At 63.1% G+C, this 14,013-nt stretch carries 10 protein-coding genes; 7 read left to right on the top strand and 3 right to left on the bottom strand.

What is annotated here, in order from left to right; translation table 11 throughout:
• The first annotated feature begins 31 nt into the window (after positions 1-31).
• Entirely contained in the window at positions 32-979 is a 948-nt protein-coding gene (locus KVT37_RS25080) for a helix-turn-helix domain-containing protein (RefSeq protein WP_217577698.1), read from the top strand.
• Between the two features lie 96 nt (positions 980-1,075).
• On the opposite strand, the gene KVT37_RS25085 is transcribed toward KVT37_RS25080, so the two are convergent.
• Positions 1,076-1,801, bottom strand: coding sequence for an SDR family oxidoreductase (locus tag KVT37_RS25085; RefSeq protein WP_217577699.1), 726 nt, complete (start codon positions 1,799-1,801; stop codon positions 1,076-1,078).
• A 150-nt stretch (positions 1,802-1,951) separates the two neighbouring features.
• On the opposite strand from KVT37_RS25085, the gene KVT37_RS25090 reads away from it, so the two are divergent.
• Positions 1,952-2,848 carry an AraC family transcriptional regulator gene (locus KVT37_RS25090; protein WP_217577700.1) on the top strand — a complete coding sequence of 299 codons (897 nt, stop codon included), beginning with the start codon at positions 1,952-1,954 and terminating at the stop codon, positions 2,846-2,848.
• 21 nt (positions 2,849-2,869) lie between these two features.
• Here KVT37_RS25090 and KVT37_RS25095 read toward each other — a convergent pair whose 3' ends face one another.
• Entirely contained in the window at positions 2,870-4,843 is a 1,974-nt protein-coding gene (locus KVT37_RS25095; RefSeq protein ID WP_217577771.1) for a bifunctional diguanylate cyclase/phosphodiesterase, read from the bottom strand.
• Between the two features lie 315 nt (positions 4,844-5,158).
• Between KVT37_RS25095 and KVT37_RS25100 the strand changes: the two genes are divergently transcribed.
• The 5 genes from KVT37_RS25100 (at position 5,159) to tssC (ending at position 12,831) form a co-directional block, all read left to right on the top strand.
• Entirely contained in the window at positions 5,159-6,193 is a 1,035-nt protein-coding gene (locus KVT37_RS25100; protein ID WP_217577701.1) for a class I SAM-dependent methyltransferase, read from the top strand.
• 579 nt (positions 6,194-6,772) lie between these two features.
• A complete protein-coding gene (locus tag KVT37_RS25105; protein WP_217577702.1) occupies positions 6,773-8,041 on the top strand; it encodes a toll/interleukin-1 receptor domain-containing protein in 1,269 nt (422 codons plus the stop codon).
• A gap of 5 nt (positions 8,042-8,046) precedes the next feature.
• Positions 8,047-8,976 (top strand): MoxR family ATPase, encoded by a 930-nt coding sequence (locus KVT37_RS25110; protein ID WP_217577703.1) that lies wholly within the window; start codon positions 8,047-8,049, stop codon positions 8,974-8,976.
• A gap of 4 nt (positions 8,977-8,980) precedes the next feature.
• Positions 8,981-9,997: a hypothetical protein gene (locus KVT37_RS25115; protein ID WP_217577704.1), complete on the top strand. Its 1,017-nt coding sequence runs from the start codon at positions 8,981-8,983 to the stop codon at positions 9,995-9,997.
• Between the two features lie 2 nt (positions 9,998-9,999).
• Positions 10,000-12,831, top strand: a complete 2,832-nt coding sequence (gene tssC / locus KVT37_RS25120) for a type VI secretion system contractile sheath large subunit (protein ID WP_217577705.1) — start codon at positions 10,000-10,002, stop codon at positions 12,829-12,831.
• A gap of 94 nt (positions 12,832-12,925) precedes the next feature.
• Here tssC and KVT37_RS25125 read toward each other — a convergent pair whose 3' ends face one another.
• Positions 12,926-13,912 carry a zinc-dependent alcohol dehydrogenase family protein gene (locus KVT37_RS25125; protein WP_217577706.1) on the bottom strand — a complete coding sequence of 329 codons (987 nt, stop codon included), beginning with the start codon at positions 13,910-13,912 and terminating at the stop codon, positions 12,926-12,928.
• Positions 13,913-14,013: the final 101 nt, after the last annotated feature.

Raw genomic sequence — 14,013 nt, forward strand, 5'->3', positions numbered from 1 at the left:
GACGGGAATTCATGAACCGGAGGAGGAAACGATGCACGGCCATCATGTGAGCGTCGCCGACGGCGAAGCCTTCCTGTCAGCCTCGCGGATGCTGTTCGGCCCGATCACCCAGCGTTTCTCGCGCGGCGAGGCGCCGTCGCTGCCGAAACTGGTCTCGGTCAATCTCGGCGCCTGCCGCCTGTCGGAGATCCGGGCCAAGTCGCATCTGGTCCTCAACGACCGCGCCTTCTGGCGCAGCTTCGATCCGGACGCGATCAAGATCCTGATGCAGTTGAAGGGCCGCAGCCGCTTCGAGCAGCGTGAGACGGCGATCGATCTCGGCCCGCGCGCGGCGATCATCTATGATCCGGTGCGCAGCTATTCGCTGCAGAACCTTTCCGATGTCGACCAGCTCATCCTGCAGGTGCCGCGCTCGACCTTCGGCGACGAGACGCTGGCGCGGCTTTCAGCGCCGGTGCCGCTGCCGGGCGAGGACGACAGCCTGACCCATATCGTGTCCGGCCTGATGCAGATGGCGATCGGCGAGGCGCACAAGCTCGACGAAGCCGGCTGCCGCCGCGTTGGCGAAAGCCTGATCCAGCTCGTCAACGGGCTGATCCAGGCCAAGCCGATGGCGCCGGAATTCCGCCGCTCGCCGCTGGAGGCGCTGCGCGAACGCATCGTCGCCTATATCGATGCCAACCTCGCGCGCAGCAGTCTCTCGGCCGAGGACATCGCCCGCCACATGGGCTGCTCGCGCCGCTATTTGCACCGCGCCTTCGAAGGCGAAGGCATGACGCTGGAGCGCTTCGTCTGGGACAGGCGGCTGGAGCGCAGCAAGGAGGAACTGCTCTCGCCGGCACGGGCCTCGGCCTCGATCTCCGAAATCGCCTTTGCCTGCGGCTTCAATTCGAGCGCGCATTTCTCACGGGCGTTCAAGAGCAAGTATGATGTGGCGCCGAGGGAGTTAAGGGAGCGGGTGAGGTTGGTGGTGCATTGAGGGCGAGGTGATGCCCACCGGCAGCAGGCACGCTCCTCCTGCCTGACTCGCGGGGAGCTCACTCACTCGCCCGCAAGCCGCTTGGCAGCAAAGCCCCTACATATTCGCCGCAGTCGGGCGCACGATCACTTCGTTGACATCGACGCCGTCGGGTTGCTCGAGGGCGAAGCGGATCGCGCGGGCTATGGCTACCGGCGACAGCGACTTCTGGCGCCACTCCTTCAGCGCCGACGCCACCTGGGGATCGCTGATGTCGTCGCCCAGTTCGGTCGCGGTCACGCCGGGGGAGATGATCGTGGCGCGGATGTCGTCGTGCTCCTGGCGCAGGCCTTCGGTGATCGCCCACACCGCATATTTGGTGCCACAATAGACCGCCGCGGTTGGGAGCACGAGATGCGCACCGACGGACGCGACGTTGACGATATGCCCGTTCTTCTGCGCCACGAAGCGGGGCAGCACCGAGGCGATCCCGTTCAGGACGCCGAAGATGTTGACGTTTATCATGCGCGCCCACTCATCGCGCTTCAGCGCGGCAAGCGGGGACAGCGGCATGACGCCGGCATTGTTGACCAGCACGTCGATCCGCCCGAATTGCGCATGAGCGGCATCGGCGAAAGCGTCGAAGCTCGCCGCATCCGTCACGTCGAGCTCGCGCCAGGCGACCCCTTCGCCGATTTCCCGCGCCAGCGCCGCCAGGCGCTCGGTGCGGCGGGCGCCGATGAACAGCCTGGCGCCGGCCGCGGCGAGCTCGCGAACCGTCGCTTCGCCGATGCCGCTCGAGGCGCCGGTGATGAGCACAATCTTGTCTTTCAGTCCCGTCATGGTCGTTTCCTTCTTCGTCTGCGGTGACGGGACGCAAGATGGTGGCTCGAAGCCGGATGGCGGTAGCGTGATCGTCCAAAGAGTTTGCACGATCCTCCAAATGAGCCGACCAAGCCTTGCAACATGGCGCGCGATGCAGATTTATGCGGCATGGACAAAATTGCCGACCTGGCTCAGATAATCTCGCGGTTCGCGCCGGTTTCCGGCATGACCGGCACCGCGGTGCCGCGGTTGACGCTCTTTCGTGCCGACCATCCCAGCGCGCCGCTGCCGGCGGTCTATGACGCCTCGCTTTGCATAATCGCCCAAGGGTCGAAACGTGTCTCGCTGGCCGGCCAGAGCGTGGTCTATGACGCTTCGAGCTATCTTCTCGTCTCGGTCGACCTGCATCTGGTCGGCCATGTGCTGGAGGCCAGTCCCGACGCGCCGTATCTTTGCTGCAAGATCGATCTCAATTCCGCGGCCCTTGCCGACCTGCTATTGACGGAAGGTAGCGTTCCTCCCGGCGGTGACCCGCCCGTACTTGCCGTCTATCCGGGCGAGCCTGACCTGATCGATGCCGCCTGCCGGCTTGTCAGGTTGCTCGATCGCCCCGAGAGCATCGGGGCCCTGGCGCCGCTGATCGAGCGCGAGATCCTCTACCGGCTGCTCACCGGGCCGCACGGCGCGACGCTTCGCCAGATGGCGTCCGTGGGCAGTCACCTGAACCAGATCAGCCGCGCCATCGCCACGATCCGCGGCGGCTTCCACACGCAGTTGCGGATCGACGAGATTGCCGCCGCGTCGGGCATGAGCCCATCGTCGCTTCACGCCCACTTCAAGGCGATCACCCGCATGACCCCGCTCGAATACCAAAAGCAATTACGACTGCAGGAAGCGCGAAGGCTGATGCTGGCGGACGGGGCGAGCGCGGGCACGGCCGGCTTCGCGGTCGGCTATGACAGCCCCTCGCAGTTCAGCCGCGAATATCGCCGCCTGTTCGGCGCTCCGCCGCGCCGGGACATTGATCGCCTGCAGGCGATGCCGGGCTCCGCCACGGCCTACTGAGCCTTACGGCCAACGCCGCCCTCAGGCCGACTTCAGCACCGTGAACGGCCGCTTCTGCACCGGCCGCTTGGTCTGGAAACTTGCCGCCGGCAGCGGGCGGCCGACATGGTAGCCTTGCACCTTGTCGATGCCGAATTCGCGCATCAGCGCCATCTGCTCGTCGGTTTCCACGCCCTCGACCAGGATCTTGTGGCCGCGGTTGCGGACCAGCGCGATGATGTCCTGGAGCATCGCCATGCCCTTGGGCGTGCCGCAGTCGTGCAGGAACGAACGATCGATCTTGACCGTGTCGAAATCGATCAGGCGCAACCACGACAGGCCGGCGAAGCCGGTGCCGAAATCGTCGAGCCAGATCCTGATGCCGAGGAGCTTCAGGTCGCTGATACAGCGCAGGATGTCGGAGTCCATCTCCAGCTCGCGCCCCTCGGTGATCTCGAAGGCCAGCCGGCTGCCGGCGACGCCGGTCTCGCCGAGGATGCCGGCGACGGACGTCGCGAAGCCGGGCGTCTTGAGCTGGATCGGCGATACGTTGACGCTGACGAGACGGATATGGTCGTGCGCCAACAGATCGGTGCACACCGTCCTGATTGCCCAGCGCCCGAGCTCGAGGATGGCGCCGGTGCGTTCGGCGACGGGAATGAACAGGCTTGGCGGAACCAGTATGCCGTCGAGCATTTTCAGGCGCATCAGCGCCTCGACGGCGTCGAACCGGCCGGACGCGACATCCTGGATCGGCTGATAGACCAGCGAAACGAGATCCCGTTCGACGGCGATCTTCAGCAGGGCCGCGATGTTCTCGCTCTCATCGCTCGATTGCGGATCGGTCGGATCGAACAATCGCGCGCAATTGCGGCCGCCGGCCTTCGCCAGGTAAAGCGCGCGGTCGGCCTCGTGGATGATCTTCTCCAGCTTGCCGCCGGCTTGCGTCCGGGTGAACGCGGCGCCGACGCTCACCGTCACGATGGAGGTGCCGTCCCGCCGCAGCTCATGCGTCAGCGCCAGGTCCTCCACCGTGCGGCAAATGGCTTGCGCGAGGTCCGAGACCTGATCCTTGTCGTTCATACGCGCCAGCACGATGAATTCCTCGCCGCCATAGCGCCCGATCGAGGCATTGTGTTGCCGGACGAGATCGCTCAGCGCGTTGGCGACATGGATCAGGCAGCGATCGCCTTCCTGATGGCCGTAGCAGTCGTTGAACTTCTTGAAGAAATCGACGTCGATGAGGATCGCCGCGAAACGAACGCCGAGCTTCTGCCAGTCACTCCAGCAGTCCCTGAGTTTCTCGTCGATCGCGCGCCGGTTCTCCAGGCCCGTCAGCGGATCGGTGCGCGACAGCCGCAACAGCGCCTTGCCGCGTTCGGTGGCCTCGTTGTGCTGGATCTTGGCTTCCAGCGCATTGAGGAAGACGTTGTAGCGCTCCTCGTTCAGCTTCCAGTTCACATAAGAGGTGAAGGTAAAGCACGAGACGTAGAACGTGCCGAACACCAGCTTGTATGTGAACGAGGCGGGTACAAAATAATTCACCACGTACAATATGCACAGGATTATGGTCGACGTGATGATCGACGTTTTGAAACTGAACGTGAAGAAGAGGTTGGCACTCATCATGAAGATCGTGCCGAACACCATATAATAGGCGACTGCTTCCCGTTCCGCGCCCAAGGATGTCGGCCACAGCCAGCCGATATAGCCAAAGATGATGGCGGCGGCGCAGGTCATATCCAGCCATTGCGTGGCAACGCCGCGGCGAAGCTGCCCCTCAAGCGTCAGCAGCGCCGTGAGGCCGACGGCAAAGCGCGCCGTGATCGTGTAGAGCGCCACATCCGGTATCAGCAGCAGATCCGTCGCCGAGAACAGCACATAGATGGCAACGGCCATCCAAAGACCGGGCCTGGCTTCCTTGCGGCGCTTGGCCTGCGATTCCTCACGGTAAAGGACGCGCAGTTCGTTCGGCCCCGGGCCGGGGCGCGGCTCGTAGGGCTCGACATGCGCCATATCGGCCAATCTCGATGCGACGCGTTCGTTGGCAATGAAACCCTGTTCAAGGGGTTTTTGCGCTTCGAACTCTTTTCTCGCTTCTGCCCCCACGCGGGCCCGCTCCTAGGGAAACAACGATTTGCCGAGCAATAAAATGCCACGGCGGGAGACAAGTTTGCGTTAACTCGAACCCGGATTCCGACCCGCAAAATATCCAATGAAGCGAGATGGTTAGCGGGAAATTAATCATATTGGCAAAATGCTACCGATCACCGTTGGCAAATCCGACATTCTACGCAATAAATTAATGGACTGTTAACCACGGAGTATCCGGTGCAGACCGTTTTTGATGGCAAGAGCCTGATTACTGCCAAGACGATTGCCGCCGGCCTGCATCGAGGAAAACCCGAGCACCATGGCGAAGCGTTCGAAACCGCTCGCGCGGAGCTGGCGCTGATCCTGTTGACGACACAGCAGCAGATCGAGCAGCAGAAGAACCCTGCCGAGATTGTCCGCCGGCTGCTGTCAGTGCTCAATGCGTTGCGCTCCAGGGTCCATCCAGACGTCTGGCAGGCCCTGATACCGGTGGCGCAGAACCACGCGATCCTGCAATATTTCCTCCAGGACCCGCTCACGCACTGGTCCTTCACCAAGCCCAGGGGCTATTCCGGCGACGCGCAGCTGCTCGACTACATCTACTGCGACCCGCACGTGGCCGACGACGTGGCAAACGCCTCGGAGATCGGCAAAGCGCTCTACAGCCATACGCAAAATGTACCGTCCTGCGTCGCGGCGCGGGAACGGCGCGACCTGTTGACCCGCTATGTCGACGAGACCGCGGCAATGAACGGACCGGACGCCGAGGTGCTGGCGATCGCGGCCGGCCATTTGCGCGAGGCCAATCGTTCGACCGCGCTCGCCGAGCGCAGGCTCAAGCGCTGGGTTGCGCTCGACCAGGATCCGCAGAGCGTCGGGCTGATCGCGCGCGACTTCCAGGGCACCGCGATCGAGGCCGTCGATGGTTCGGTGCGGACGGTGCTGACCAGGAGCCACAAGCTCGGCAAGTTCGATCTGATCTATGCCTCGGGCCTTTACGACTACCTCCAGCACAACGTCGCCGTGAAGCTCACCAAGACCTGCCTGCAGATGCTGAAGCCGAACGGCAGGTTCCTGTTTGCGAACTATGCCGACGGCACGCCCGATGCCGGTTACCGCGAAACCTTCATGGACTGGGTGCTGCTGCTGCGCTCGGAGGCCAACATGTGGAACATCATCAACGCCAGCGTCGACCGCAACACCGTCGACGCGCAGGTGTTTTACGGCGAGAACCGCAACGTGCTCTACGCGGTGATCGAAAAGCGTGGGTAGGCGGCAGCGCCGACATCCGGCGAGCGCCCGGCATGAATTGTCGACTGAATTTGGCCAAAGGTGACTTCATCTGCCGCTTGGCGAATGACCGCCTCGCGCTTCATGTCGTCCCTAGCTATGCTCGATGCCTAAAGCGGACATCGTCGGCGACTTGGAGCAGTTCAGCGTTTCATAAAATCGCTGAACTCATCTAACTGTTTGATTTTACGCAATTCCGGACGGAAGGCTACGGCGAAGTCGCCGAGCCTGACCGCAGCGCAATTTTCCTGAAATTGCTCAAGGCCGCTGTCCTGACAAAGACGAGCGGCGGGAGGCGATCCTCGCAAGATCGCTCTTGTCTTGTCGCGTGGCTGCTACAACCGAATGGCTAGCTTTGAACGTAAAGCTTTCAAGAGAGCTTCATCGGCTGTCAGAGACGACAATGGCCGACAGCATAGATGGCGAAAAAAGTTCGTCGAAGAGTGATCTCTTTCGCATCGCTGCCGAGATAGTTGGACTCGACTTGCAGCAAGGTGTTAGCTTTTCTAGTAAAAGCCCGGCGACCGACGCTTGTGCTTGGAGGGGAGTGCCTCGTCACCGATGAGCCGCATCTTTGTCAGCCATATCAACCAGGACGAAGTGTCCGATCGATTTCTGGGAGACCTCTGCAGTTCGCTGCGGGCGCGCCACATGGAGGTGCTGATCGATATTGAACGGTTGAAGCCCGGTTCGCTCTGGCGCAAAGAGATCTATACTTGGCTCAGCATCTGCCATGCCGCGGTGGTGCTCATCTCGCCGAAGGCCCTCAGCGACGACAGCATCTGGGTGCCGCGCGAGACGTCATTGCTCATGTGGCGGCGTGCGCTCGACCCGAAACTCACGATTATCCCGGTGCTGTGCCCGGGCGTCACGCTGGAAGCCGTCGAAGCGAGCAATCGCTTCCGCGACCTTCAGATCCGTGAAATGCAGGTCGTCAATCTGGACGCCGTGAAGAATCCCGTCGAGGCCATTCTTGGCAGTCTCGACGGGATCGGCACGAGGGGCGCGACGCCGTTCGACGAGCTGGTCGACGTCATCGTGCCGCTTTTGCGCGGTCTCGAGCCCGAGCATATCGAGCAGGCCGCGCAACTGGCCAAAAACGAGCCAACTGGAATTGGCTCGATCGCCGATCCGCGCCGCAACCTGGCGTTCCGAATGCTCTCATCGGACCTGGAAGACCTGCGGCCGATGCTTGACCATCTCTTCGCCCGATCGCAGGCGTCGGCGCGCGCGGATCTCGGGGACGTGTTGTCGATTGTCGGCGCGAACTGGGTCGACCTGGAGGCGGCGCAGTGGATCGCCAAGGAGAGTGCCGAGCGAATGGCGGGAAGGCCGGCACGCGCGATCGCGCTCAATGCCTCGTCGCTGTTCGCGGCAGAAATGTATCTCCAGCGAGCGAGCTATCGCCCGCCGGCGGCGCGATGGCCGTTCATCGCCGTGACCGGCGTGTCGGGAAACGAAACGTCCGTTGAAGTGCTCGACGAGATCGACCATGCGCTGGCCGCGCAAATGCCGTTGGCGCCTGACCCATTTCAGCCGGACATGTCGGCCCGCCGCAAGAGGCAGCTTCAGCACATGCAGAAAACGGGTATCCGGCTTTTCTTCGTCATGCGCCTCCCCCCTAGCGCGACCCAGCTCATTCCGATGCTGCAGGACCGCTACAGGGAGGCGAATTTCTTCTTCCTCACGGGAGAGAACGAACCGGACATGGATCTCTATCCGGCCGACAAGCTGCGGCTGCTCAGTCCGCCACTTGCAGCGGACGTGGAAGACAACGCGCTCGCCACTTTCGATACCTACAGATCCGCCTATCAGATACCGGCACGGTGACAGGCATGAGCCCGACCTACAAAAAGATTTTCGATCCCGCCTCCCAGCCGCTCGCGCGGATGCACGTCGGCGAAGGCGTCGGCGACAGGTCCGACCCGAGCAGCTATGTGTTCTCCGACAAGATCGTCCTGGCAATCAATGTCGCTCTCGCGGCGGGCAGACCGCTTCTGGTCCGTGGTCCCAGCGGCACGGGCAAATCCTCGCTGGCGCGCAGCGTCGCGCGCCACCTTGGATGGTCCTATTTCGAGATGGTGGTGACGTCGCGGACCGAAGCGCGCGACTTCCTCTGGCGAACGGATCATCTGAAACGCCTGCGCGACGCGCAGGTCGGCGATCCGGTTCAGGACCATGCGGCCTACACCACGCCCGGTGCGCTGTTCTGGGGTTTCGACCCGAAGATGGCGATCAATCTGCTGAAAAGAACGGGGCGCGCCGGCATGACTCCGACAGGTTATCTCGCCAACGCGACAGGCGCGGTGGTGCTGATCGACGAGAACGACAAGGCGGAGCCCGATGTCCCCAACAGCCTGCTGGAGCCGTTCGGTACGCTCTCCTTCGATCTCGAGGATCTGGGCCAACGCGTCAGCGCGCGCAACGCCCCGTTCGTCATGGTCACGACCAACGAGGAACGCGACCTGCCCCAGGCCTTCCTGCGCCGCTGCGTGGAACTGGAGATCGACCCGCCGGGCGTCGACCAGCTGGTCGTGATAGCCCAGTCGCATTTTCCGGAAAGCGACCACGATTTTCTCAAGGCAATCGCCCAAAGCATGGTCTCGCAGTCGAAAGACGGCAACGGGTTCGTCAGTACGGCGGAGTATCTGGACACGATCCGCGCATGCGTAAGGCTTGGGGTCAATCCTTCCGACGAAACCTTCCGGGCCGTTTCAGAGGCGACGGGACGCAAGCGCGGGCGCATGAGCGCCGACACCAGATAACAACATGCCCACGCAAGCGCGCGACGACACAGCGGAGATATCTCCAGGCCTGCAGCCCGGGCCAGCGGTCAGTTCGTTCGCCGATGTGCTTGCGGTCGTCCAGCGCCTGCAGCCCTCCTCCCCCCTCATGCTCGATGCGATCTTGCGCTGCCTGGGCTATGTCGATCGCGATCTGGAGACAGCTGCGACGGCATCTCGCAGTGCGCGGTCGTCAGTGAGCGGGTCGTCAGCCACAATGGCCGCGGGTCAAGCGACACCGTTGCGGCGGCGGGAACATGACCAGACCTCCCAATCCGCCTCCCGCAAGCCGGTCCCGTCTTTGTTCGCGATGGAGGGAGGCAGTTCGGAGCCGCCCCAATGGCTCTACGAGACGGTCGCCTTCCACGCACCTGAGATTTTCCGCCCGGCCTATCGACAGAAGATCGAGCCTCTCCTCGATCCGCGACGCTCGCGGGCGATCCTCCAGATGATATCGTCACGGCGGATGCGGGTAGGCCCGCTCGATATCCGCGACATCACACGGCACGCGGCTCAGCAGAAGCCGCTTGCCAGACTGCCGAGACTGCCGGCCGAGACGCTGCGAAGCGGCGTTCAGCTGCTTATCGATATCGGCCCCTCGATGGAGCCGTTTTCGCAGGACACCAATGCCCTTGTCATCGACGTCATGTCGATCGTCGGAGCCGGCGCGGAGATACGCTACTTTCGCGCCTGTCCTCTGCGCGGGGTGTTGGATGCGGAGACCGGCCTGACCGTCCGCTACGATCCGCCTCCGCAAGGCCGGCCTGTACTTGTGGCGACAGATCTCGGCATCGGCGGCGCCTTGGGCGGACTTCCGCGATCGCGTCCGGCCGAATGGCGCATGTTCGGCGATACGCTGAGGCGCCGCGGTTCGGCCGTGACCGTGCTCGTTCCCTATCCGCAACGGCGGTTGCCGACGTGGTCGCCGGCCACTTTGCGCGTGCTTGGCTGGGATCGGTCGCTCAGCGTGCGTGCCGTGCGCCATCCCTCACGCGGGCGGTGACGATGAGCCAGGCTGGTACGCTCGCAGTCGACCTTGAGGCTTTCGCCGCTGCGCAGCCGGGCGCCTACCGGCTGGCTGCGCTGTCCTCCCTCGCCTCGCGCGTTGAACCGCAACTGCTTCGCAGCCTGCGCCTGCGGTTGGCGGGCGACGTCGATCCAGGGGCCGAAGCGGATCTGTGGTTTTCCAGCCTCGTCGAGATGCGGGCAGCCACGGGAATCGTCCTGAAGAAGGAAGTTCTACCAAGGCTGCGGCATGCCCTGCAGAACGAATTCCTTCTGCTGGAACGCGCATGGGACGTGACAAGCGAGGCGCATCGGCACGGTTCGCCGGCTTTGCTTGCCGAAGAGGAACTCGCCTATCTTTCGCTGCGCGGCATCGAAGCTCCCGATATCCGCTGGCGCGCCACGGAAATCCTGCGCCGTCTGGTCGCCGGCATCGCCGACGATTCACGCTCCGAAATCGTCAACTGGGCCGCCAGGGCGATGGTGCGGCTGCCGTCGGCGCTGTTCGACATCGAGGAAGCCCGGATGCTGGCGCTCGGAGCAGCCTATCGCGGCGCCCGGCTTCCGGAAGCGATGCAACGCAGCGCGGCCGATGGCTGGGACAATTCGAGCTGGCTGCGACCGTCCGGCCGGGCCGGCATCAAGATCGGCGTCAGGCTGGTCGAGGGCGGCGTCGAATTCGGGCCGCCGGCGATGGCCGAGGCTCATGTCATCGACATCCCCGCCATCAAGGACTGCACCGTCGAGCTTCTCTGGGACGAGGGCGATCACCACTACACGCATAGCTTCGTGCCCGATCCGGCGCGCACGCAGTTTGCCGAAATGAACGCCGACGAATGCGAGATCTCGGTGAGCGGCGGTGAGCGCTACCGGCTGAGCAACGCCCTTCAAAGGGCCAAGCAACTCCTTCGGCCGCCGCGGGTGCAGATCACCTACGAAGTTTTGACCTATAACCAGCCCACGCAGATAGAGCTGCCTTTTGTCACTGGTGTGATTGCGGATCTATCCGGCAATGTCACGCCGAACAGACCGCCACTCGCGGACCGCAAGTTCGTGCCAGTCAACCTCGACAATCTCGACGCGGTCATGGCGCGACTAGCGCCGGCACTGCAGTTTATTATCGCGGATAGTGTCGATGGCAGCGAGGACGGGCGTCTGGCAATTGCTCTGTCATTTTCGCGAATGACCGATTTTGAACCGGGCATGATCGCCCGGAACGTGCCGGCCTTGGCCGAGATCCTGGAATCTCGAAGCAATCTGGCGCTTCTTGCATCTGTCTTGGACGCGAAGCAGCCGCGAATGGGCCTTTTCACATGGGACGAGGCAACGAGGACGGCGATCGCCACGGACGACAGCGCGGCCCTTTCGATAATCGAAGGGTCGAGCAGGGCCCGCGATGATTTCGGCGACGACGCTCCAAAGCTCGTCAGCGCGCTGCGCCTGTTGGTTGCAAGGATGCCGGCTGAAACGACCGGCAACCCCGTCGCATCGATACAGCCGCTCATCGGAGAGCTCGATCGGCAGCTTTCGGTTCTGGTCGACAAGATCCTGAAGGCGCCGGAATTCCAACAGCTCGAACGGGCCTGGCGCGGCCTTGCCTATCTCGTCAACAACACCGAAACGGATGCGTTCACGAAGATCAGGGTTTTCGACGCCACCAAGCGTGAGGTCGCCGAGGATCTGGCCAATCCGGAATGGGACCAGTGCGTCCTGTTCAAGAACATCTACGAGAGCGAATTCGGCCAACTGGGCGGGGAGCCGTTTGGACTGATCGTCGCCGATTTTGCATTCAGTCATAGTTCTGGCGGCGGCATGCCCTCGGACCGGGCTGACAGGGGATGGTCGGACGACGTAGCGATCCTGCGTGCCCTCGGCAGAATCGGAGCTGCTGCGAGTTGTCCGATCCTCGCCGCCGCCGATCCTCGGCTTGGCGGCATGGAGACATGGTCTCAGCTTGCCGACGCACGCGACATCGAAGAACACTTCGACTCTGCGGACCACACGCCATGGAAGGCAATGCGCGACGAGGAGAATTCGCGCTATCTCGGCCTCTGCATGCCGCGTGTTCTTGCGCGCCTTCCTTACGGATCACACAGCGTTCGGGTTGCCGACTTCGATTTCGACGAGACGGTGGACCCATCGGATCCGGAGGGCTTATGCTGGATGAACGCAGCCTACGCGATGGCCGTGAACGTCAACCGCGCCTACAAGAAATTTGGCTGGAGCGTCCAGATCGAAGGGCCGGCATCGGGCGGCGGCGTCATCAACGTGCCCGTCTGGTCTATGGCGCCCGACCGGGGCGCTATCGAACTCAGGTCGTGTACGGAACTGGCGCTAGGTGAAGGGGCCTCGGCCAAGCTTGCCGGCCTGGGCTTGACACCCGTGACCCATAAGAGGGGCCAAGGCGGATATTTCGCGACGGCGCTGTCGCTTTATCGCCCCAAGCTCTACGATCAATCCAAGGCAACCGCGTCGGACAGGCTATCAGCTCGGCTGCGTTATATCTTCGCAGCGAGCCGTTTCGTCCATTATGTGAAATGCATTGCCCGCGACAAAGTCGGTTCGTTCAAGGAGAAAAGTGACGTTGAAATCTGGATGCAGGAATGGCTGAACCGGTATGTCGATGGCGATCCGCAGAATTCCACGCAGGTACAGAAGGCCAGGCGTCCGCTCGCGGGCGCGAAAATCGAGGTTTTCGACGGCGACAGCAACTCCAGCTATCTCGAAGCGCGAATTCATTTGCGTCCGCATTTTCAACTGGAGGGCGCGGATATCGAAGTGTCAGCGGTGACGCGCCTGCCCGGGCTGCCGCCGTCTGGGCCACCGGCGTAGACTCGCGCCTTACGGTATCATCGAAACGCGCGGATAGCGGCTCTCAACTGCATCATGCGCCTATGTCCCGCGCGCTGATCACTTGAAGTCCGGCTCAAACAGTCACGACGATCTTGCCGAACTGCTCGCCCGATTCCAGAAAGCGGTGCGCCTCGACGATCTCCTCGAACGGAAACGTCCTGGCGATGATCGGCTTCAGCGCGCCCGAGGCGAGGCCGTCGAGGATGAAGGCCTTGGCGGCTTCAAGCCGGGCCGGGTCACCGGTGATTTCGTGGACGAGATAGCCGCGCAGCGTCAGCGTCTTGGCCAGCACATCGAACAGCGGGAATGGCGTCGGCTCCGGGCTGAGGCCGCCATATTCGATGAGGACGCCGCCACGCGCCATTGCCGCCGTCAGCGGTGTGAAGATCGGTCCGCCGATGGCGTCGAGGACAACGCGCACGCCCTGCGGCGCGATCGCCTTCAGCCGCGCTTCGAGGTTCTCCTCCTCGGTGGCCACGACATAGGCGGCGCCGGCATCGAGCAGCGCCTTCGTCTTGGCCGATGTCCGGGTGACGGCAATCGGCACGGCGCCAATCCTGTTGGCGATCTGGATGGCGGCGAGCCCGACACTGCTCGACGCGGCGGTGATGACGACCGGCTCGTCGCGACCGAGACCGGCGATGTCGACCAGCGCGCCATAGGCGGTGAGATATTGCATCCACGTCGCGGCGGCGGCTTCGAAGCCAACCGAGGGCGGATGCTTGACGACGAGCTCGGCCGGAAAGGTGACGAGCTCGCCATAGGCCGGCCAGCGCGCCATCAAGCGCGGCGGGATGATGCTGACCGCATCGCCCGGCGCAAAGCCGTCCACGCCGTCGCCGACCGCCTCGACGACGCCGGCCGCTTCGAGGCCGAGGCCCGACGGCAACGACGGCGTCTCGATGTAAGTGCCCTTGCGCATCGAGGCTTCGGCGCGGTTCAGACCCAGCGCCTTGACGCTGATCCGCACCTCGCCGGGACCAGGCGGAAGCACCTCGACATCCTCGACGCGCAGCACGTCCGGACCGCCGTGACTGTGAAAGCGAACAACCTTTGCCATTCATGCAACTCCAAATCCCGTTGATGGAATTGACTATGAAGAGGCATTGGGAAGGGATAAATCGCTCGAATGACAGAACAGTAGAAACTATGGGTTTTGAA

The sequence above is a fragment of the Mesorhizobium sp. GbtcB19 genome (assembly GCF_019091085.1).
GTDB lineage: Bacteria > Pseudomonadota > Alphaproteobacteria > Rhizobiales > Rhizobiaceae > Mesorhizobium.

Excerpts from the sequence above, each read along its gene's own strand:
- KVT37_RS25080 (WP_217577698.1), top strand. The coding sequence starts at position 32 with ATGCACGGCCATCATGTGAGCGTCGCCGACGGCGAAGCCTTCCTGTCA.
- KVT37_RS25085 (WP_217577699.1), bottom strand. The coding sequence starts at position 1,801 with ATGACGGGACTGAAAGACAAGATTGTGCTCATCACCGGCGCCTCGAGC.
- KVT37_RS25090 (WP_217577700.1), top strand. The coding sequence starts at position 1,952 with ATGGACAAAATTGCCGACCTGGCTCAGATAATCTCGCGGTTCGCGCCG.
- KVT37_RS25095 (WP_217577771.1), bottom strand. The coding sequence starts at position 4,843 with ATGGCGCATGTCGAGCCCTACGAGCCGCGCCCCGGCCCGGGGCCGAAC.
- KVT37_RS25105 (WP_217577702.1), top strand. The coding sequence starts at position 6,773 with ATGAGCCGCATCTTTGTCAGCCATATCAACCAGGACGAAGTGTCCGAT.
- KVT37_RS25110 (WP_217577703.1), top strand. The coding sequence starts at position 8,047 with ATGAGCCCGACCTACAAAAAGATTTTCGATCCCGCCTCCCAGCCGCTC.
- KVT37_RS25115 (WP_217577704.1), top strand. The coding sequence starts at position 8,981 with ATGCCCACGCAAGCGCGCGACGACACAGCGGAGATATCTCCAGGCCTG.
- tssC (WP_217577705.1), top strand. The coding sequence starts at position 10,000 with ATGAGCCAGGCTGGTACGCTCGCAGTCGACCTTGAGGCTTTCGCCGCT.
- KVT37_RS25125 (WP_217577706.1), bottom strand. The coding sequence starts at position 13,912 with ATGGCAAAGGTTGTTCGCTTTCACAGTCACGGCGGTCCGGACGTGCTG.